Origin of the sequence: Pseudoalteromonas sp. T1lg48 (assembly GCF_002964785.1) — a bacterium.
Taxonomy (GTDB): domain Bacteria; phylum Pseudomonadota; class Gammaproteobacteria; order Enterobacterales; family Alteromonadaceae; genus Pseudoalteromonas.
In genome coordinates, this window is sequence record NZ_PQCC01000002.1 from 536,507 (window position 1) to 555,132 (window position 18,626).

An 18,626-nucleotide genomic window follows, 5' to 3' on the forward strand; every position below is an offset into this window, starting at 1 on the left:
GATTCACATGACTACGATAGTTTCTGTACGCCGCGAAGGTAAAGTCGTTATTGGTGGCGATGGCCAGGTTTCCCTTGGCAACACGGTAATGAAAGGCAACGCCCGTAAGGTGCGCCGCTTGTTTAACGGCAAGGTTATTGCCGGTTTTGCCGGCGGTACCGCAGATGCCTTCACCCTGTTTGAGCGTTTCGAAGCCAAATTGGAAATGTATCAGGGTAACCTCACTAAGGCGGCGGTAGAAATGGCTAAAGACTGGCGCAGCGACCGTGCTCTGAGACGGCTTGAGGCCTTATTGGCGGTGGCCGATGAAACCGCGTCATTGATCATTACCGGTAATGGTGACGTGGTACAACCCGAGAACGACCTTATCGCCATCGGCAGCGGCGGCAACTTCGCCCAGGCCGCAGCCACCGCACTGTTAGAGAATACTGAGCTATCAGCACGAGAAATCGTTGAAAAGAGCCTTAAGATAGCCGGCGACATTTGCGTATTCACTAACAACTTCCAAACCATTGAAGAATTGTAATTAAGGAGCTGCCATGTCAGCCATGACTCCCAGAGAAATCGTCCATGAACTTGATCAGCACATTATTGGTCAAGGCAATGCCAAAAAGGCCGTCGCCATCGCTCTAAGAAACCGCTGGCGCCGCATGCAGCTTGACGAAAGCCTGCGCCAGGAAGTGACCCCGAAAAATATTCTGATGATCGGCCCAACCGGTGTGGGTAAAACCGAAATCGCCCGCCGTTTGGCCAAGCTTGCCAATGCTCCTTTCTTAAAGGTTGAAGCAACTAAGTTCACCGAAGTTGGCTATGTTGGTAAGGAAGTTGAGACCATTATTCGCGATCTGGTAGAGATCGCTTTTAAAATGGTACGCGACCAGCAAGCTAAGAAGCACAGCTTCCGCGCCGAAGAAGCCGCCGAAGAGCGTATTCTCGATGCCCTATTACCGCCTGCGAAAGACAGCTGGGGTGAGACGCAGCCAAGTGAAAATACTTCGACTCGCCAGGCATTCCGTAAGAAGCTACGCGAAGGTCAGTTAGACGACAAAGAGATCGAAATCGATATCGCCGAACAAGGTGCCAACGTTGAGATCATGGCGCCTCCGGGCATGGAGGAAATGACCAGCCAGCTGCAGAGCATGTTCCAAAATATGTCAGGCGGCAAAACGAAAAAGCGCAAGCTGAAGATCAAAGAAGCATTCAAGCTTTTGGTTGAAGAAGAAGCGGCGAAGCTGGTCAACCCGGAAGACGTCAAAGAGCTGGCCATCGATGCGGTTGAACAAAACGGTATCGTATTCCTCGATGAAATCGACAAAATCTGTAAGCGTGGCGAAAGCAGTGGCCCGGATGTAAGCCGTGAAGGCGTTCAGCGCGACCTGCTGCCACTCATCGAGGGCTCTACGGTCAGCACCAAGTACGGCATGGTTAAAACCGACCATATCCTGTTTATTGCATCGGGTGCATTCCAAATGGCCAGACCGTCGGATCTGATCCCCGAGCTTCAGGGTCGTCTGCCGATTCGTGTCGAGCTTGATGCTCTAAGTGCTAACGACTTTAAGCGCATCCTCACCGAGCCACACGCGTCGTTAACGGAGCAACAAATCGCGCTGTTAAACACCGAGGATGTGAGTGTAGAGTTTACCGAAGACGCAATTGAGAGCATTGCTCAGGCGGCGTGGCAGGTCAATGAGAAGACAGAAAATATCGGCGCCCGTCGCCTGCATACCGTAATGGAGCGCCTAATGGAGGAGATCTCCTTCGAAGCCAGCGATAAGGCCGGCACAACCCTGGTGGTAGATGGCGATTACGTCAACCAGCACCTCGGCAACCTGGTTCAGGATGAAGACCTAAGTCGCTTTATTCTATAAGCGTAGGGGCCTTGTGCCCCTTCTTTGTTTTAGGGGAACATTATGCTGGTCAAGACGTTACATTATCATCGCCGTACCAAGTTGCTGGATATCCACTTTGATAATGGCGAGCAAGTAAGCCTAAGCGCCGAATTTTTGCGGGTGCACTCACCCTCCGCGGAGGTACAAGGGCACCATCAAGGACCACCGAAACTGGTGGCCAATAAAAAAGCGGTGGCGATTAGTGATATAGAGCCCGTTGGCCACTATGCGGTGCGCTTGCACTTTGATGATGGCCATCAAAGCGGCTTGTATAGCTTTGGCTATCTTGCCGAGCTCTGCAATCATCATGAGCAATTATGGCAAACCTATCTTGAGCGCTTAAAAATGGCCAATGCCCAGCGCGATGCCAGTATTGCTATCCGTGTAACCCCATAAGCGTGTGCCATGACATCATGGCTCCTATAAGCAGACAATAAAAAAGCCGCGAATGCGGCTTTTTTATTTATCCGTTGAGGCTACACCTGATACTTCGCCACGGCCTCACGTAATACTCTCGCCTGCTGCGCCACTTCCTCACTGGTGTGGGCATTGGTAGTGGCATGGCCGCTGGCCTGCTCGGCGATATCGCGAATACGTACTACGTTTTGGTTCACTTCCGACGCCACCTGAGATTGTTGTTCGATGGCCACCGCAATTTGCGTGCTCATTTCCATAATGGTTTCGATTTCTTGAGTGATATTACCCAGCAGATCTCCAGCTCTTGACGCCTGCTCGGCACTCTCGCCGCCTTGCTCACGACAACGCTGCATAATGCTTACCACTTCCTGGGTACGCTGTTGCAAGGCCGAGATGATGTTCTCAATCTCCTGGGTTGAATCCTGAGTACGTTGCGCCAGAGAGCGCACCTCGTCAGCGACCACGGCAAAACCACGACCCTGCTCGCCGGCACGGGCCGCTTCAATGGCGGCATTGAGCGCCAAAAGGTTGGTCTGCTCGGCAATACCGCGGATCACATCCAGCACCGAGCCTATGGTATCGGCATCTTTCTCCAGTTGACCGACCACCCCAGAGGCACCGCCAAGGGATTCGGACAACTCGGCGATACGTGAAACGGTCGATTCCACCTCCTGACGCCCCTGAGCGGCATTGTCATTAGTGGTTTGCGCGCGCATTGCCGCTTCCTCGGTGTTACTGGAAATATCCTGAATGGTGGCCTGCATCTCGGTGGCGGCGGTGGCCACCATGTCCGCTTCCTGCAACTGCTCCTGCACGCCACTGCTGGTCGATGCCGTGGTATTGGCCAGCTCCGCGGTGGCTCCGTTAAGGGTTTCCAAAGCACTGTTTACATCAAATATCAAGCCGCGAAAATCCGAGGTTAGGGCATTGATATTCTTGCTTAGTTCGGCAATTTCATCATTGCCTTGCACCGGTATTTGCAAGCTTAAATCGCTTTCCTGACGTATACGGGCGATAGCCGCCACGGCACTGTTGATAGGCTGAATAATGGCGCGACTGGTCATCACCAGCAGCACGACGACCAGGAGTGCGGCTAGAACCAAGGTGATGATCGCCACAGCCTGGGCCGAACGCATCTGCGTATCTATTTGCTCCTTGGTACTAAGCAGCACTTCAGTAGCAAGCTTATCGCTGGCTTCCACCGAGGCCAACAGCTGACCCAGGGCACCGCTTTCCAAGTTAAAACCGAGTGCTTGTTGCGCTTCAACTAACGCTTTGAATTTCAGATGGTACTGATTCAAAAGAGCAGTTAGACGCGAACGATAGTTGCTATCAAAATCGGCAATGGCAATCTGCCCCTCTAAGCGGGCAAAGTGTTGCTCAAATTTGTCAAAATATTTGCTGTCCAGACGCAGCATAAAATCTTTTTCAGCGCGGCGCAGCTGTAACATTAACGCCAACATTTCAAAGTTTTGCTGCTGTTCGAGGAGCTCTTCGACTTTATGTACGGCGCTGCGTAACTCGCCATAAAGGGCGTCTTTGGGGTGCAAGCCAATGACACGTTGCAGGCTGACCACGTGCTCAAAGTCTTCCTTATAAATGCGGGCCTGCTCGGCAAACCTATCTATTTGCTGTGGCGCCACGCCGAGGGCAACAAATTGCTCACGCAGCTGGGCAACCCGGTTTTCCAAGGCGCTATACTCATTGGCAAAGTATTCGAGGTCGGTTTCGCTTTTATAAAATAAGAAGTTTTTCTCGTACTTTCGCATGGATAGCTCATGAACATTCAGCTCTTCGGCATTTTCCAAGGTGGCGTTTAACAGGCCCATAACCTGAGCTGTATACATGACCACGGCGAAGAGCACCAACAAAGCTGCTGCGACCACCCCGCCGTTAACCTGAAGGCGACGTTTGATCGTGAGCTTTTTCATAAAATTCATGGCTAATACCTTATTATTTTTTACGGCAGTATTTATCCGCGGATTCTAGCTAGCAACGGGGATACATCGCAATATCTTTGTCGCTTTACGCCGTATTTGGGATAAAAACCGTACTAAATAACTAGCCAAAATTTATGTTAAAGCACTCCCTGCCAAAGTTGTTGATTTAGGCTTTGCCGCTCCTGCCACTGCCCCGCCAGCAACCAGGAAATTAACGGCGCCGGATCATGGGGAAAATTGATGCGCTCTTTTTTGTCCATATTGAGCCAATCGTCGAGGGCATCCTGGTCAAGATAATGCATCACATGCGCCCGCTGCATATTTTGCAGGGTTAAGGCATTGGAATGTTGCTCAAACTGACCGTTAAGGGGTTTCAACAAGAGTTTTTTGCCCAAGGTTAGTGCTTCACTCGACAATTCAAAGCCGGCATTGGCAATAACGCCGCTGGCACTGGCCAAGTCCCGTAAAAAGCCCAGCCTGGAGGGTTTTCGTAAATGAATATGGGCCATGGACTGATCTTCCGCCTTGGGGTGGTAACAATAAAATTCCTTGCCGGGAAAGTCCTTCAGATAGGCAATAACCTCATCGAGATCTTCAAAGGGAAGATAGACCAGCACCTTGTTGTCGACATACTCGCTGTCGACCGGGCCGGCATGCTCGATAAAGGGTGGAATAATCGAATCATCAAAGGGTTGCCAATGCACACCCAGATAAACATCGGCGGGGGCAAAATTACGTATCATCGCCTTGGTCAGTATATTGTCTCCAGTGACCGGCACACTGGCCGAGAGGAATGCGGCCTGATGACTCATGCCCACCACCGGCACCTTTTGCCGCTTTGCCGCCCAGGCGGTAATGGGTTCAAAGTCGTTAATCACCAGATCATATTGCTTGAGGTTCAGCTCACGTATGTCTTTGAGTAGTTCACACACCTTGGCATTTTTCAGGGTTTTTAAACCATTAACACGGCCACGTTCGGTGACAAATGTTAAGCCCTGCCGGGTCTGGTAAGGACCAAACTCATGCATATCAAAATACTGGTCACGGCTGCGCCCGGAAAATAAATAATCCACTTCCACACCGGCCTTGGAAAATGCCTTTGCCATCACCCGAGCCCGGGTGGTGTGGCCGTTCCCTGTGCCTTGTACGCCATAAAGAATCTTCATAAAGTCCCTGTGATAAGTAATGCAAATACGGCACAGCCGTAACCAAGTAACGAACCTAAAACTATGTCTAACGGATAATGCACTCCAAGCAACACCCGCGAGCAGGCCACGAGTGTCGCCCAACCATATAAGTATGGTGCAAGCTGTGGATAGAACTGGCCGACGATGACTGCAAACACCCAGGCCGCAGCACTGTGCCCCGAAGGCAAACTAAACTTATCGCTCGGACGAATATGGGCATAGCAGGTCAGCACATCACAGGGGCGTACACGTTGAAACAGGTTTTTGGTGAAAAAATAGATAGGCCGCTCGATGGCATAACCAAGCAATAACACCAGCAGCAGGGTGATCTGTTCGGGCGTGCTATATACCAACAAATAGAGTCCAAACAACGCATACAAAATGCCGTCACCGGAGCGTGACATCAAGCGAATGCCATGGTGCTGCCAGCGCCGATACCGAGCTCGAAACAACACCTTAAATAACGCCCGATCAAAGCGATCTAATTGCGCGAGTATCATGCTCTTTCGCCTGTGATATGTTCATTGTTTTGAATATAGTCAGCGAAAATAACAGTTACATGACGTTTTTTAGACAGTAATGTGTCCAGGGCCTGTGGTGCCTGGCACCTTTATATGTCAATACCTTAGCTTGCTAAGCCCCATAACCTAGGTATACTTGAGACAACAAAGTCTCTGGGAGAGTCCGATGGAATATAGTACCTCTGAACTGTGTGATCACTTTGCTGATGTAGTCGATGTACTCGAACCTATGTTCATTAATTTTGGTGGCCGTGGCGCTTTTTGTGGGCGCATCCGCACCATCAAGTGTTTTGAAAGCAACCAGCTCATTCGCGAAGTTTTGCAACAAGACGGTACCAATTCGGTACTCTTAGTCGATGGTGGCGGCTCAACTCGCCGCGCATTGATCGACATAGAACTGGCCGAGTTGGCGGTGGAAAACAACTGGGAAGGGATCATAGTGTATGGCGCCGTGCGTCATGTCGATGAACTCGAAGAGCTAGAGCTTGGCATTCAGGCCATTGCTTCGATTCCCGTTGCCGCCGACAACCTTGCCCCGGGCGAAGAAGGTATTCCGGTTAATTTCGCCGGCGTCTCCTTCTACGAAGACGATTTTCTGTACGCAGATAGCACCGGTATTATTATCTCCGCCGAAGAGCTTGAACTCGAATATGTCGAGGACGAAGAGCTGGTTGGCATAGAAGATTAATCACCGCTATGGAATATGCAGTTACTATCTATGACGAGCAGAGCATTGCCGATTTAGTCGCCGCCCGCAGCGCCGAGCAGCGAGTATTTCAGAGCATTGCCCTACTCGATACCGCGGTGGAATTTAGCCAGGCGCTAAAAGACGCCAAAGACTTTGGTATTCGCTATGTGATCGTCGGCATTCCCGAAGACATAGGCCCCCGAGCCAACTTAGGAAAAGGCGGAGCGGATCAGGGGTTTCGTGCCTTTTTGTCGAAGTTCCTCAATATCCCGGTGAATGAGTTTACCCCGGTGCAGGACGTCTTGTTACTTGGTGAGGTCGACTGTGCCGACTTACAACAGCAAAGTCAGGCGCTCGATAACGGCAACGCCGACAACTTGGCGCAATTACGCTCCTTATGCAGTGAGCTGGATCAGCGTATCGAACCGGTCATCGCCGCCATATTCGATGCAGGGCTGACCCCCATAGTCATAGGTGGCGGCCACAACAATTGCTACCCACTGCTGGCGGCCAGCGCTAAACATTACAATACCGCAATTAATGCCATTAACCTTGACCCACACGGCGACTTCCGTGCTCTTGAGGGACGTCATAGCGGCAATGGTTTCCATTACGCGGCGGCGGCGGGCTATCTTAAACACTATCATGTAGTGGCACTGGATCAGCAAAAGAACAATGCCGCAATTTTAGCGGCCATGGCGCAACATCACAGCACCTATACCAGCTATCACAGCCTCAAGGTGTTGGCACAAACCTCGATTGTTGACAGTGTCAATGATGCCCTGGACAGCTTTACCCATCAGGCACCTTTAGCCATAGAGCTGGATATCGATGCCATTACCCTGGCACCGGCCAGCGCCTTAAATTATCGTGGTATGTCTTTGTCTGACGCCGAGCAATATGTCTATAACGCCACCTGTGACAGCGATGTAGCCTATTTGCATTTATGTGAGGCTGCCCCCAGTCAGGATCCCAATGGTCTTAACGCCGGCTTTAATGCCGCAGGACAATTGCTGAGCGCTCTGGTTATCGCCTTTTTACGCGCTCGCTACCACAACTAAACTATGGTTGAACGCCTCTACCAGGTAGGGGCGTTCTGCTGTTGTAACTTCTGCTGCCATTGTCGCGACCAGCTCAATAAGCCATCCGCCGGCAAAGGATGAGTAAATACATAACCCTGCGCCCCCTGCACATTAAACTCTTTCACATAGCTTAATTGCGTGCTGCTACCAACGCCCTGACAGATGACCTTGGCCTTAAGATGACGATGCATTTCGATTAATCCGTTTAACAGTGCCTTATTAGCACTGGTGTAGTCGACATCGGCCGAGAGGCTTGGATCGACTTTGACGTATTCGAGATTGATCTTCGGCAACTTTGCCAGGAATAGTGGTGTTTCACCCATGCCATCGAGACACAAATGAATCCCCTGCTGATGCAGGCGAGTTAATAGTGCGAGTCCACGTTTATCCAATGACATCAGCACCGAAAGCGGGCATTCGATAATCAAGTCTCCCGGCTTTAGGGTATGCTCACGCAGGATGCGGCCGGCAAACTCAACAAATTCATCGTGCAATATTTCCTCACCGAAAAGGTTGACGCTTACCGGCATGGCCAAGCCGTCCATCTTCAGCGCCATAGCCATTTCGGCGGCGCGCTCCAACACATGGAAGGCCAACTTATAACCGCGCCCCACGGCCCGTAAGTCATGAATAAAGTCTTTCGCTTCCACCACACCACGCTCAGGGTGCTGCCAACGCAAAAGTAACTCGGCATAAAGAGGCTTATTATCCTCCAGGCCAATGACCGGCTGGAAATACAAAGAAAAATCACGTTCAAAGTCCGCCGTGCTCAGCAAATGTAGTTGCTGCTGATGGGCTGCGGCTTGCTGCTCGAGAGCATCATTATAATGGCAGATACGCTGCTGCGGATGATACTCGATGGCTTTGTAGCCCTGTTGTAATAACTCATCCAAAGAGGTTTCACCGGCCATCCCTGTACTAAGCGCAATATGCGGCTTCAGTTCCACCACCCCATGACGGGAGTTAAAGGGCTTTTGCAATACCTCGGCGATGTCCTCGGCTAGCCGCTCATGACTATGGCTGTCTGGGCTGATATCTATGACTAAACCGTAGCACAGGGGAGCTACCTGAAAGACCTCGACGGCAAACTGCTGGCGCTTCTGCAGGTTCAGCACGGTAGGCTGCGCCGCCGCCTGATTAATACGAGCCAGGCTTTGCATCAATACCAGCTCGGCAAACTCCTGACCGAGCGAGCGGTTTAGCTGCTCGTAGCCTTCAACCTGAAGAAGTAATAAGGCAACTCGGTGATTATGCTCTTGGCGCCAAAGATTATATTGGGCAACCGCCTGTCCCCAGGGAATAACGGGCAGGTTACGGGCGTTAAGCTCATTATGTTGCGCCTTTAACAACTGCTCATCGTCGCTGCCTTCGAGTTCCATAAAAGCCATGACTTGCAGTACTAGAGGCAGGATACACAGCCAAGCAAAATGCAATGGCAACACCAGATTGAGAGCTACAACCAGTAATTGCAAGGCGACTAAGGCGCCCCGAGCGAGCACCATTTGTCGACCTTGATGGCGATAGAAAAGCCACCAACGCCCGGCAAAAGCCAGGACCAAAATCCCGCTAGCCACATGCCATTGGCCACCAACATAGGCTAATCCTGCAAGCGAATAGCACATGGCGCTGATGCCATCTTTACGTTCACTGAGCAACACCACGCTGATCAGTAATGCCATTATAAATAAGCCGCAAATAAAGGCACCAAGATGAATACTGGTTATCATAGTTTTTATAATCATTGTGTGAGTGGCTGAGACTCCAGCCACTTAGGATTTAGTCACACATGATCAAAAAGCCTTACTTAATGCACCCTGAATCCATAGTTTTTTCAACGGTGCGGTGCCGAACTCGTAGCTCAATTGCGATGGGTGCTCAATGTCCCATAAGGCTATATCGGCACGCATATTGGCAGCAAGCTGACCACGATCATTCAGGCCCAGGGCCTTGGCAGCATGACGGGTTACCCCAAGTAAACTCTGCCCCGGCGTTAAGCGGAACAGGGTGCAGGCCATGTTCATCATTAACTGAATAGAACACAGTGGCGAAGTACCCGGGTTAAAATCGGTCGCGATGGCAATAGGCACTTCATAGCGCTGCAGCAGCTCAATAGGTGGGTACTTGGTTTCGCGTAGGTAGTAAAAGGCGCCGGGCAGCAGCACAGCGACCATGTCTGCATCCTTCATGGCTTTAACACCGGCCTCGTCAAGGTGCTCTAAGTGGTCCGCCGACAAGGCCTGATAGCGGGCTGCCAATGCTGTGCCATGCATGTTGGAAAGCTGTTCGGCGTGCAGTTTTACATTAAAGCCCAGCTCCTTGGCACGCTTAAACACGCGCTCGGTTTGCGCCTGATTAAAACCGACATTCTCACAAAACACATCAACCGCGGTGGCCAGTTTTTTCTGCGCTACCGCTGGCAGCATCTGCTCACACACAAGATCGATATAGCCGTCGGCATCGCCTTTGTACTCAGGTGGCAGGGCATGGGCACCCAAGAAGGTACTTTCGATATGCACCGGGTGGTGCTCATTGAGTAACGCCGCAACTTCCAGCAACTTGATTTCGCTGGCTAAATCCAGTCCATAACCAGACTTGGTTTCTACCGTGGTGACACCTTCACGCATTAGCGCATCAAGACGCTGCTTGGCTTTGGTAAAGAGCTCTTCGGGCTCGGCGGCGCGTGTTGCTCGTACCGTGGTGGCGATACCACCGCCTTGTTGGGCAATGCTTTCATAGCTTTCACCCTGCAAACGGCGCTCAAACTCCTGTGAGCGATTACCCCCAAAAACTATATGGGTGTGGCAGTCCACCAACCCAGGAGTCAGCCAGGCACCGCCCGCTGAATACACGGGTAATGACAACAGATCCACCTCTGGCATCTCTGCCATAGGCCCCACCCAAGCGATTTTATCGCCGCTTAGCAATACAGCGCCGTTTTCGATAATACCGTAGTCATCGCTGGCAGTCGCAACCATGGTCGCAATATTGGCATCAATAATAACCTGATCAATGTGCATGCTGTTCTCCAAAATTAGCCCTACTTGTCCAGGGTCTGTGGACCTTCGCTGTTTTTTCTGCAGCAGTTTGTTGTGTATTTATACAAGGCAGAGCGTGTATGGTGTAGTTATTCTACACGAGCATGCGATACCACAGTAGAAATACACTACAGGCGCTGCCCTGCGGGTTTACCTGAACGCTTCCTGATCTTTGTTGCTCGCTGTTTACATAGAATAACTATGCTGCATAGCTCGCATGACGATCAGAAGGCGTTTAGATTGAACATAAAGTGAACCGCAGAGATAAACAGACCCTAGAAGAAATTATGCGCCATGTTACACACGGCCAGTCAACAGCGCAAAGTTTCTCCCCCTTGCACAAAGCAAGCGTTAGGAGAGAGTGTTCAGTAAATTGTGCAAAAATCTTTGCGCTTTAGATATCCAGGCTATAGGTAAAGCCAAGCGCTTCGATGGCGCTGCCATCTATTACCCGTGCCACGGGTTGCTCGGCGCTAAATTCCGGCACTTGAGTTCCCTGACGCTGACAATGCGCTTGGTAATATTCCAGCTTGCTGGGATGGCGAGGGTGTACCAGGTTATAAACGGGTTGTGCCTTTGGATAGTTCTCAATTAAGGCAAGAATGCCGGCTATCACATCATCGCGCTGCACCATATTCACCACATCCTCCGCGTGCGAGGATAAGATTTTACCGGCGACAAAGCGACCAGGCTCCCTTTGTGGTCCAATTAAGCCCCCTAAACGCAGTACCTTAGCACCAGATGCCAAAGCCACTTGCTCGGCCGCGGCCAAACGCTGTTGCCTTGCCGTTACCAGACCTAGGGGACTGTGCTCGTCATATTGACCGCTTTGTTGATCATAAATCCCGGTGCTGGAACAAAGCACAAAGCCTTTCCCATGGAGTTGTTGATATAAAGCCAAGGCGTGCTCTAGGCTTTGCTGATAATTACTCGGCTGACGCCTGGCCCCGGGACTCATAGCACAGACCCAATAGGCATCGGTAAGGGACACATTGTGCAACAGGGTGCCGTCCTCTTGCAGCGCAAACTGACGCTCATGGGCTTGCGTCCCCAGCTCCCTGTGCGTGGCCTGTACCTGCCACCCCTGTGCTATTGCCGTTTGTGCCAGAGCCTCACCAAGCCAACCGGCACCGATTATCACTAATTTCTTATCCATTTATTACCACCATTTGCCACACCATCATAGTTATGCGCGCGTCTGTTTTGGGTTGAAGCACATCATACTATTGTCGCCACAAACCGAACAAGAGTCGCAACTATTGTTGTAGATCAACACCCGGTCAGAGGCTTTTATTTACACTGCACCGCATCATTAACCAAAATGAATATGCGTCGTGATCAAACAAGTGCAATGGCAGAGTAAACTCATTAACAAATACAATGTGTCTGGGCCTAGGTACACCTCGTACCCAACGGCTTTGCAACTGGAGCCCGGCGCCAATACACAAACCCTGGTGCAGGCTTTGCAGCAGTGCCCAAATGGCGGACTCTCGCTGTATATTCATATCCCGTTTTGTCATCAACTGTGTTACTACTGCGGTTGCAACAAGGTGGTCACTCGCCATCAGCACAAGGCCGACCTATATCTGGATTATCTTGAAAAAGAAATGGCGTTACTCAGCGCCCATTGTCGGCACCTGGAGGTGCAACAACTGCATTTAGGCGGCGGCACGCCCACTTTCTTGGATACAGGGCAAATGGCACGCCTTATGGCAATGCTGGAGCAACACTTTACGTTTTCCGTCGACGGCGAGCGAAGCATAGAAGTTGACCCAAGGGATCTCGCCCTCGAGCGCATCGATGAATTACAGCAACTGGGCTTTAATCGTATTTCCTTTGGGGTACAGGACTTCAATGATGAGGTACAGCTGGCGGTCAACCGCCCACAATGCGCCGATCAGGTAGAAGCCCTGGTACGCCGCGCCAAAGCGGTGGGGTTTAACTCGGTGAATGTGGATATGATCTATGGCCTGCCCCTGCAAACACCCGAATCCTTTGCCGTCTCCATTGAGCGTCTATTGAATATAGGTCCGGATCGGGTATCGGTATTCAACTATGCTCACCTGCCAAGCCGGTTCGCCGCCCAGCGCAAGATTAAAGATGCCGACCTACCCGATGCAGCGGCCAAGCTCACCATGTTTAAACAAACTCTAGAGCGCATGACAGCGGCAGACTATCAGTTCATCGGCATGGATCACTTCGCGAAGAAGGATGACGAGCTGGCCATTGCCCAGCGCGAGGGACATCTGCACCGCAACTTCCAGGGCTATACCCTGGGTGGCGACCTGCCCTTGCTTGGCCTTGGGGTGTCGGCCATCTCGCAGTTGCACGGCCATATTATCCAAAACCAAAAAGAGCTAAAAAGCTATTATGGGGATTTAGAGCAAAACCGCCTGAGCGCCTGTAAGGAAATCCGCTTAAATGAAGAAGATGAGTTAAGGGCGGCTGTGATCAAGCAATTAATTTGTCACTTTGAACTCGATATGGCGGCGTTTTCACAGCGCTATGATATCGACTTTAAACAACATTTTGCCACCGAATTAGCGCAGCTACAGGGCTTTATCGACGACGATATGCTCACTATCAAGGACGACCTCATCAGCATCAATGCCTCCGGCGTGCTTTTTATTCGCATCATCTGTATGTGCTTCGATGCCTACCTGCAAGGCCAAATAAATCAGCAGCGCTTCTCTCGGGTTATCTAATAACGCTAGACAGCAAAAAGCCGCCAACAGGCGGCTTTTTTAATGGGTACTTTTACAAGCAAAGCGCAGATGTTTACATAAATACATGCTTGGTATTCGGGTCGGCGGAAAACTGGAGAACCAGCTTTTCACTGTCGACCAGGATTTGCTCTTCAAGCTCCTGCTCTTTACGCCAACGGGCACTGTCTTGCTTAAAGATTTCCTTCTTCGAGTACTTTTTACGCGCCTCATGGGTCGGCAAGTCTTTAACCGCCTCATACATAGCAAAAACACCTGGGTATTCCACTTCCAGGTCAAGCTCCTGGGCACTGGTGTGTTGACTCATCAACACCCATACCCGCAAGCACCCCTCTGAATATTCACACTGACCCTCTTTCATGGCCTTGGCGATCAGGTTAATGCTATCGCTGAGCTTAGCGTTACGGGCGGCGCGCTTTTGCGCATATTCGGCCTGCTGTTTTGCCAGGCGCTGATTTTGCTCACGCACCTGCCACAATAAGCGACCGGCATAAAATGCCAGGCCGGCAATGATCAAGGCGCCAATAACTAGAGCTATGATCCACAGGCCATTCATTTTTCATCCTCGTCATCAAGCCATTCGTTGGCCAAAGAATCATTCATATAATCATCAAGCAGGTCTTCATCGTCCTCGAAATCGTCATCCAAGCCGAGGATTTCACACAGCTGCTGATGGCGCTCAACCTTGGCATTAAAGTACTTGGCATCTTTGCCTTGCAGGATTTCGCCATTATCGTGGCGCTCAATCAAGGCCAGTAGGCGCTCATCGGACTCCAACTGTTCCAGCTCTTGCTCCGGTGTTAGCTCCGGCTCTTTGTAGGTGCTGAGCACCGCCTGCGGTTTAAGGTCTTTACGTACCTGCGGCTTTTGCGGCTGTGCTGTCACAGCCTCAGGGGTCAGGCTCACCTGCTTTTTACTGCCAACACGCTTATCGCTATTGACGCTGCCCTTAGCCTCAGTGCTTTCCACCTTTAATAGCTGCGAATTACGGTTACCCGCCTGGGCACCCTTTTTCTTTTTCTTGGTGCGCATCTCTTTTAGCGCACGAAGCTCTCTTAGTTTGTCTTTACTTAAGCGCGCGGTGCCATTGTTAATGACTTTGCGTGACTTCTTCTTTCTGGTCATAGCGTTCTCTATGTTGCGGGCTTTGTTAAAAAGATGACATCGGCCGCGATAAATTCAAGGGTTAATCCAAAACGCTCGGCAATATAAGCAAAGGTCTCTTTGCTATAAAAGGCAATGTGCGTCGGATCATTTTTGTAGTGCCAGGTAGCAAAGCGTTGTACATCGATCACCAATTTTGTCATTAACGCTAACGTCCCACCTGGGCGCAATAATTCTAGCCACAAGTGCAATTGCTGCTGCGGATGTGCTAGGTGCTCGATCACTTCGGTACTACAAACGAAATCATAGCGAGCCTGTAATACCTCTTGCCTAGGCTGGTAATACAGATCATACAAGGCCACGGTATGCCCCTGCTCTTGCAACATGGTTGCCAATAATGGCGCCGGACCACAGCCAAAATCCAAACCTGAACTGGCCGTCGATAAGCGCTCATTTAAGGGCGTAAAAATCCGTGTAAGAAAGCGACGATAACCTTCATCGGCGAGGTCATTCTCGTGCTGATCATAGATGGCTTTTTCATCGGCTGCACTTAAGTGCTGATGCGCGGCCACAAACACTAAGGCGCAACCGGCACATTGCCAATAGTCGCGTACTTTATCTTGATGATAATGGCTGGTTTGCGCACTGTCGCACAAGGGGCAGGAGATCGCTTTCATGGTGCGCATTGTAACAGGACAAATAAAAAGGCGGTAGAGCAAAACTCTACCGCCGGATAACTCGAGCGCCAACTACTATTGGACACTTCTCCCTTCGACTTTTTTATCAGTCTGTATTTATTATTTTTATTATTACTTTCCGTATTGTTTTTATTTTTCTTCCGTGTATTGCTTTATTTTTCTCGGTCTTCCTAACGCTTTCTATTTCTTCCTTGTGGTGCATCTTTCGATGCTCCCCTAGCGCACTAGCTTGTCGCGCTTCCTATGCTCTGATCCCTGTTGTAATTCTTTGTTGCGACAGCAGATAATTTACTGACTCATAAATTAGTTACAACTAATTTATAACCTTTTTATTAAAAAACACCTATTCAGTTATAACTAACCCTAACCTTTTCATTAAGTTAGCATTAATTATCCATTTTATTTGAGCAATAACTCACATAAAACTATGGTCAATATCTCACAATCAAGTAAGACATATCCCAATTTAAAAAGAGCCGTTAAAAAAGCAGCTAGTGCTGCTTTTTTAAATATTTAACTAAGCTGTCGCTGCTAAGAGGTCTACTCTAGGCAGGAGAGTTCTTAGTGCAGACCACCAAGGTACTTAGAAAGTACTTCAATGTCTTTATCGGTTAGCTTCATCGCGATATCACGCATCATGCCGTTGTGGTCATTGCCACGCACACCGCTGCGGAACTTCTCAAGCTGACTCTTGATGTACTCAGGATGCTGGAAAGACACCTTAGGGAAACCTGCTAATGAGGTACCGTTACCACGAGGACCGTGACACGCTGCACAGGCAGGAATACCACGCTCGGCATCACCGGCTTTGTAAAGTTTTTGACCAACTTCCACTACGTCTTCAGGAGTTGAGCCTTCAGACATATGTAAAGATGAGAAGTAAGCAGCCAAGTCTTTCATGTCTTGGTCGCTCAGTGGCATAGCCATGCCACTCATAACAGGATCCATACGACCCTCTTTGCCGCCAGAAGTCATGCCAAGTTTGAATTCTTTCAATTGCTTGTAAATGTACTCTGCATGCTGACCCGCAATCTTAGGGTACATATTAACTGGGGCGTTACCATCTGCGCCGTGACAAGCAGCACATGTAGCCGATTTGTCTTTACCAGCGTTAATGTCGCCATCGAATGCTGCTGCGTTGTTTGCACTCAACACACCAACTAGCAAAGTTAAAGATAGTGCTAATTTCTTCATGGTAAATTCTCTGTTCCAGACCCTGTATTTCAATACAATCGTTTCGATGCAATGGCACTATTCTACACGATAAAAATTTCTCTGGCACGTTTTCTACCCATATTAAACTTATAAAAAGCGGGGTTTTAAGGAAAAAAATTGAAGTGAACTGGATTTAAATCAATTTATCCTGTGGTTGGAGAGCCTTTAGGTTCACCCCAAACTGATATAAAATAACCCTTAGATCAGTTTCGAGCCCCTCACTTCAGGAGTCAATGTGGCTAAATCACGTGTCAATTACACCCAAGCGCAATTCATCACCAGCGCCCCGGATATTACTAAATTACCGGAAGATACTGGTATTGAAATCGCGTTTGCAGGGCGTTCAAACGCCGGAAAGTCTAGCTCGCTCAATACCCTTACCGAGCAGAAATTGGCGCGAACCAGTAAAACTCCGGGCCGTACCCAGTTGATTAATGCCTTTGCCTTAGGCGAAGATCAACGCTTAATTGACCTACCCGGCTATGGTTTTGCCAAAGTTCCTATCGAAATGAAAAAGAAGTGGCAGAAATCTTTAGGTGAATATTTGCAAAAACGCCAAAGTCTAAAAGGCTTGGTGGTGCTTATGGACATTCGTCATCCGTTAAAAGATCTGGATAGACAACTTATCGAGTGGGCGACCGGCAGTGATATTCCGGTGTTGGCGCTGCTTACCAAGGCCGATAAATTCAAACAGGGTAAGCGTAAATCCGAAGTACTTAAGGTGCGTCGAGAGCTGGCCGAAGTCTCCGAGTCTATCAAGGTACACGCCTTTTCTTCCCTCAAAGGCACCGGCTTGAACGAGCTGCAAAAACAGCTTGATGAATGGTTTTTGGGCCCGGTTCAGGTTAACCCGCCGAGCGAAAACGAAGCCGCTCCAGAGTAAATCACAAATTCCTGCTGCGTGGTCTCAACCAACTCCTGAGCCCACGCATAAAATACCGCCCGCGAAATCTTGGCCTCGACATTATGAGGCAACTGCAAATAAGGCACTTCCTGGCCTTGTGCATCTTTGCGTACCAGCAAAGGGTGCGCTGCACCGACTATGAACTCACGGCCGATATTGTCACGGCAAATCACCAGCGGATGCTCGGCATCGTGCTCCGGCAACTCTTGCAGACGCCAATCTACGATCAGCAGGGGCGCATCGGCAACGCTGATGGCCATTTTTTCAACCGGTGTTTTTAAGTAATACTGACCCTGCTCGCGGCACAGCACCTTGGCAAACAATTGCACCAAGGGCATGCGCTTTATGGCACTGCCCTGGTGATGCCAAACACCATCGGCGCTGATATGAATGTCAATGGCGCCGCAATCCTGCGGCTGCCACTGCTCCATCGGCGCGCTTTGCTGTTCGATCAAACGCGACAAGGAGGCTAAAGGATCGTTATTTTGACTCATTCAGGGTCAGCACAAAAGAGACTGGCACGGCGCGGGTAATGGATTTCAACCCGGCCACTTTTTGCAACTCGTCAATGCCCGAGGTCAGGGCAAAATCAGCAGGCTTTACCAATACCGGGGCCATTGAGCTTACCTGGATATTATTGTTTTTATCCAGGCTGGCCAGCAGATCGATATTAACGGTTTGCGTTTTCCCATGCAGGCTGACGGTCGCGTCCAGGTTGGCTTGCGCGCTACCTTGTTGCTTAAGCTCGGCCAAAAGCGCTTTAACATCCGCCTGCAAAGTTAATGCAGGAAACTCTACGGTGTTAAATAACATCTTCTGCATGCGCTCGTTGCGAATAGGGATCTGCGTTTCCACGCTGGCCAGGTCTATGGTTAAATTAAACTCACCGGCGTCGCTCAACACCCCTGAAATCTGCTTAAAGTAATGATTTTCTGCTATTTGGTTATTCTTAACGGAAACAAAATTCACACGGCTTTGGTCATTGGCCACCTGCCAATCGGCATGAGCCTGAGCACCACCGAATAGCGCGGCGGAGAGCAAAAGTGTACGAGTAATCGAATTAAACATAACGCAGTTCCTTAATTAGCGAGATTGACCTAGGGTAAGTTGGATCCTAGAACTAGAGTGTAATTGAGATAACGGCGAAAGTTAATATAGGAAGAAAAAGCCGGCTTACCAATTAGCAAGCCGGTTATAGCAATCTGGGGAGAAGCTATCAATAC

General features: G+C 50.0%; 19 protein-coding genes. 7 read left to right on the top strand and 12 right to left on the bottom strand.

The annotated features are described in order from the left end of the window. The first annotated feature begins 7 nt into the window (after window positions 1–7). From hslV to C2M29_RS04275, 3 genes are read left to right on the top strand one after another with little or no spacing between them, the layout of a single operon-like run. Window positions 8–526 (top strand): ATP-dependent protease subunit HslV, encoded by a 519-nt coding sequence (gene hslV / locus C2M29_RS04265; RefSeq protein WP_105188545.1) that lies wholly within the window; start codon window positions 8–10, stop codon window positions 524–526. A 13-nt stretch (window positions 527–539) separates the two neighbouring features. Next, window positions 540–1,868, top strand: a complete 1,329-nt coding sequence (gene hslU, locus C2M29_RS04270) for an HslU--HslV peptidase ATPase subunit (RefSeq protein WP_105188546.1) — start codon at window positions 540–542, stop codon at window positions 1,866–1,868. Window positions 1,869–1,907: 39 nt separating this feature from the next. Next, complete coding sequence (locus C2M29_RS04275; protein WP_442792534.1) at window positions 1,908–2,285, top strand: gamma-butyrobetaine hydroxylase-like domain-containing protein; 378 nt, start codon at window positions 1,908–1,910, stop codon at window positions 2,283–2,285. An 80-nt stretch (window positions 2,286–2,365) separates the two neighbouring features. Here C2M29_RS04275 and C2M29_RS04280 read toward each other — a convergent pair whose 3' ends face one another. The 3 genes from C2M29_RS04280 to C2M29_RS04290 all read right to left on the bottom strand — a co-directional run bounded on the left by C2M29_RS04280 (window position 2,366) and on the right by C2M29_RS04290 (window position 5,933). Then, on the bottom strand, window positions 2,366–4,246 hold the full coding sequence (locus C2M29_RS04280) for a methyl-accepting chemotaxis protein (RefSeq protein ID WP_105188548.1): 1,881 nt from the start codon (window positions 4,244–4,246) through the stop codon (window positions 2,366–2,368). Between the two features lie 137 nt (window positions 4,247–4,383). After that, window positions 4,384–5,412: an MJ1255/VC2487 family glycosyltransferase gene (locus C2M29_RS04285; RefSeq protein WP_105188549.1), complete on the bottom strand. Its 1,029-nt coding sequence runs from the start codon at window positions 5,410–5,412 to the stop codon at window positions 4,384–4,386. Next, entirely contained in the window at window positions 5,409–5,933 is a 525-nt protein-coding gene (locus C2M29_RS04290; RefSeq protein ID WP_105188550.1) for a phosphatase PAP2 family protein, read from the bottom strand. The genes C2M29_RS04285 and C2M29_RS04290 overlap by 4 nt, the downstream gene beginning before the upstream one ends. A gap of 187 nt (window positions 5,934–6,120) precedes the next feature. Here C2M29_RS04290 and rraA point away from each other — a divergent pair, with 187 nt between their 5' ends. Both rraA and C2M29_RS04300 read left to right on the top strand, forming a co-directional pair. Further along, window positions 6,121–6,642: a ribonuclease E activity regulator RraA gene (rraA, locus tag C2M29_RS04295; RefSeq protein WP_105188551.1), complete on the top strand. Its 522-nt coding sequence runs from the start codon at window positions 6,121–6,123 to the stop codon at window positions 6,640–6,642. 8 nt (window positions 6,643–6,650) lie between these two features. Next, the gene (locus tag C2M29_RS04300; protein ID WP_105188552.1) at window positions 6,651–7,703 is read left to right on the top strand and encodes a formimidoylglutamase; all 1,053 of its coding nucleotides are present in this window, start codon (window positions 6,651–6,653) and stop codon (window positions 7,701–7,703) included. 17 nt (window positions 7,704–7,720) lie between these two features. On the opposite strand, the gene C2M29_RS04305 is transcribed toward C2M29_RS04300, so the two are convergent. The 3 genes from C2M29_RS04305 to C2M29_RS04315 all read right to left on the bottom strand — a co-directional run bounded on the left by C2M29_RS04305 (window position 7,721) and on the right by C2M29_RS04315 (window position 11,915). After that, window positions 7,721–9,451 carry an EAL domain-containing protein gene (locus C2M29_RS04305; RefSeq protein ID WP_158684643.1) on the bottom strand — a complete coding sequence of 577 codons (1,731 nt, stop codon included), beginning with the start codon at window positions 9,449–9,451 and terminating at the stop codon, window positions 7,721–7,723. A 63-nt stretch (window positions 9,452–9,514) separates the two neighbouring features. Further along, the gene (hutI, locus tag C2M29_RS04310) at window positions 9,515–10,741 is read right to left on the bottom strand and encodes an imidazolonepropionase (RefSeq protein ID WP_105188554.1); all 1,227 of its coding nucleotides are present in this window, start codon (window positions 10,739–10,741) and stop codon (window positions 9,515–9,517) included. Between the two features lie 412 nt (window positions 10,742–11,153). Next, the gene (locus tag C2M29_RS04315; RefSeq protein ID WP_105188555.1) at window positions 11,154–11,915 is read right to left on the bottom strand and encodes an NADP-binding protein; all 762 of its coding nucleotides are present in this window, start codon (window positions 11,913–11,915) and stop codon (window positions 11,154–11,156) included. 178 nt (window positions 11,916–12,093) lie between these two features. Between C2M29_RS04315 and hemN the strand changes: the two genes are divergently transcribed. Continuing rightward, complete coding sequence (gene hemN / locus C2M29_RS04320; RefSeq protein WP_105188556.1) at window positions 12,094–13,464, top strand: oxygen-independent coproporphyrinogen III oxidase; 1,371 nt, start codon at window positions 12,094–12,096, stop codon at window positions 13,462–13,464. A gap of 73 nt (window positions 13,465–13,537) precedes the next feature. Here the strand turns inward: hemN and C2M29_RS04325 are convergent, their stop codons facing one another. The 4 genes from C2M29_RS04325 to C2M29_RS04340 form a co-directional block, all read right to left on the bottom strand. Further along, window positions 13,538–14,038 carry a DUF2489 domain-containing protein gene (locus tag C2M29_RS04325; RefSeq protein ID WP_105188557.1) on the bottom strand — a complete coding sequence of 167 codons (501 nt, stop codon included), beginning with the start codon at window positions 14,036–14,038 and terminating at the stop codon, window positions 13,538–13,540. After that, entirely contained in the window at window positions 14,035–14,607 is a 573-nt protein-coding gene (gene yihI / locus C2M29_RS04330) for a Der GTPase-activating protein YihI (RefSeq protein WP_105188558.1), read from the bottom strand. The genes C2M29_RS04325 and yihI overlap by 4 nt, the downstream gene beginning before the upstream one ends. An 8-nt stretch (window positions 14,608–14,615) precedes the next feature. Next, window positions 14,616–15,272, bottom strand: coding sequence for a class I SAM-dependent methyltransferase (locus C2M29_RS04335; protein ID WP_105188559.1), 657 nt, complete (start codon window positions 15,270–15,272; stop codon window positions 14,616–14,618). 573 nt (window positions 15,273–15,845) lie between these two features. Beyond that, on the bottom strand, window positions 15,846–16,478 hold the full coding sequence (locus C2M29_RS04340; RefSeq protein WP_105188560.1) for a c-type cytochrome: 633 nt from the start codon (window positions 16,476–16,478) through the stop codon (window positions 15,846–15,848). Between the two features lie 256 nt (window positions 16,479–16,734). On the opposite strand from C2M29_RS04340, the gene yihA reads away from it, so the two are divergent. Beyond that, window positions 16,735–17,382, top strand: coding sequence for a ribosome biogenesis GTP-binding protein YihA/YsxC (gene yihA, locus C2M29_RS04345; RefSeq protein ID WP_105188561.1), 648 nt, complete (start codon window positions 16,735–16,737; stop codon window positions 17,380–17,382). On the opposite strand, the gene C2M29_RS04350 is transcribed toward yihA, so the two are convergent. After that, a complete protein-coding gene (locus C2M29_RS04350) occupies window positions 17,340–17,897 on the bottom strand; it encodes a DUF1285 domain-containing protein (protein WP_105188562.1) in 558 nt (185 codons plus the stop codon). The genes yihA and C2M29_RS04350 overlap by 43 nt on opposite strands. After that, on the bottom strand, window positions 17,884–18,471 hold the full coding sequence (locus C2M29_RS04355; RefSeq protein ID WP_105188563.1) for a YceI family protein: 588 nt from the start codon (window positions 18,469–18,471) through the stop codon (window positions 17,884–17,886). The genes C2M29_RS04350 and C2M29_RS04355 overlap by 14 nt, the downstream gene beginning before the upstream one ends. Window positions 18,472–18,626 lie beyond the last annotated feature (155 nt).